Origin of the sequence: Marinobacter sp., assembly GCF_033722735.1 — a bacterium.
Taxonomy (GTDB): domain Bacteria; phylum Pseudomonadota; class Gammaproteobacteria; order Pseudomonadales; family Oleiphilaceae; genus Marinobacter.
Genome location: NZ_JAWVYN010000064.1, coordinates 1 through 1,548, shown reverse-complemented (window position 1 = coordinate 1,548; position 1,548 = coordinate 1). Strand labels below are relative to the sequence as shown.

Annotated in this window: 2 protein-coding genes; both read right to left on the bottom strand. The window is 61.1% G+C overall.

All coding sequences use genetic code 11. The annotated features are described in order from the left end of the window. Nucleotides 1-176: 176 nt before the first annotated feature. Nucleotides 177-1,061, bottom strand: a complete 885-nt coding sequence (gene pstB, locus R3175_RS18085) for a phosphate ABC transporter ATP-binding protein PstB (protein WP_318945739.1) — start codon at nucleotides 1,059-1,061, stop codon at nucleotides 177-179. A gap of 12 nt (nucleotides 1,062-1,073) precedes the next feature. Continuing rightward, nucleotides 1,074-1,548 (bottom strand): PstA family ABC transporter permease (locus tag R3175_RS18080; protein WP_318945738.1); only part of this gene is annotated, 475 nt, incomplete at its 5' end.

Here is a 1,548-nt window from a genome sequence, read left to right as displayed (position 1 = left end):
TCGATCAGCGCATTGACCGCGTCGTTGACCTGCTGCTCCACCATGCCGCCCATCTTGAGGAAGTCGGCTTTGAGGCTGGCGAGGTCGTCGTTGAACTGGTGCGATATGTGATCGCCGTAAACGTCTTCCTTATCTTTTTTCATGCTCTGTCTCCAGTGTGTGACGTCGACGCCCGCTTAGCCGAAGCGGCCCGTGATGTAGGATTCTGTCAGCTCATGCTCCGGCGAGGTGAAGACCTTGTTGGTCTCGTTGACCTCCACCAGGTGACCGAGATGGAAGTAGGCGGTGCGGTGGGAAACCCGGGCAGCCTGCTGCATGGAGTGAGTCACAATGACAATAGTGTAGCTCTCGGAGAGTTCTGAAATCAGCTCCTCGATGCGCGCGGTGGCAATCGGGTCCAGCGCCGAACAGGGTTCGTCCATCAGCACCACCTCAGGGCTGACGGCAATGGCGCGGGCAATGCACAGACGCTGCTGCTGACCACCGGACAGCCCGGTACCGGGGGTGTCCAGACGGTCCTTGACCTCATTCCACAGGCCGGCCTTTTTCAGGCTGTTCTCCACCATGTCGTCCAGTTCCGACTTGCGGTTGGCCAGGCCGTGGATGCGGGGGCCGTAGGCCACGTTGTCGTAGATGGACTTGGGGAAGGGGTTGGGCTTCTGGAACACCATGCCGACCCGGGCCCGCAGCTCCACCACGTCCCGCTTGGAGTCGTAGATGTCCATGCCGTCCAGTTCCAGGCGACCCTTGACCCGGCAGATATCGATACTGTCGTTCATCCGGTTCAGACAGCGCAGGAAGGTGGATTTGCCACAGCCTGACGGACCGATGAAGGAAATCACCTCGTTGCGGGCGATGTCCAGGCTTATGCCCTTGATGGCCTGGGTCTGGCCATAGAACACTTCCACGTCGCGCAGGCTGAACTTGGCATTCTGTGCGAACGGCTTGCCCACGGTCTGGCCGTAGACCACGCCATCTTCGGTGCGTTCCTGTTGCTTGGAGGCCTCGCCTTCCTGGAGCCGGGCGGTATCGGCTGTCGTAATAGGATTGATGGTATTCATGACAATTTCTCCTTACCAACGCCGCTCGAGGCGCTTGCGGAGCCAGACGGCTAACGCGTTCATACTGATCAGGAACGCCAGCAGCACCATGATGGCGGCTGAGGCGCGCTCAATAAAGGCCAGCTCCGGGCTGCCCGCCCAGAGGAATATCTGCACCGGCAGCACCGTGGCGGAATCGAAAAAGCCGGACGGCACATCAACAATGAACGCCACCATGCCGATCAGCAGCAGCGGCGCGGTTTCGCCCAGGGCCTGCGCCATGCCGATGATGGAGCCGGTCAACATGCCGGGCAGTGCCAGCGGCAGCACGTGATGCAGCACCACCTGCATCTTGGACGCACCGATGCCTTCCGCCGCCTCGCGGATGGATGGCGGCACGCTCTTGATGGCGGCGCGGCTGGAAATGATGATGGTGGGCAGGGTCATCAGGGTCAGCACCAGACCACCCACCACCGGCACCGATCGCGGCATGCCGAACAGGTTGATG

Excerpts from the sequence above, each read along its gene's own strand:
- pstB (WP_318945739.1), bottom strand. The coding sequence starts at position 1,061 with ATGAATACCATCAATCCTATTACGACAGCCGATACCGCCCGGCTCCAG.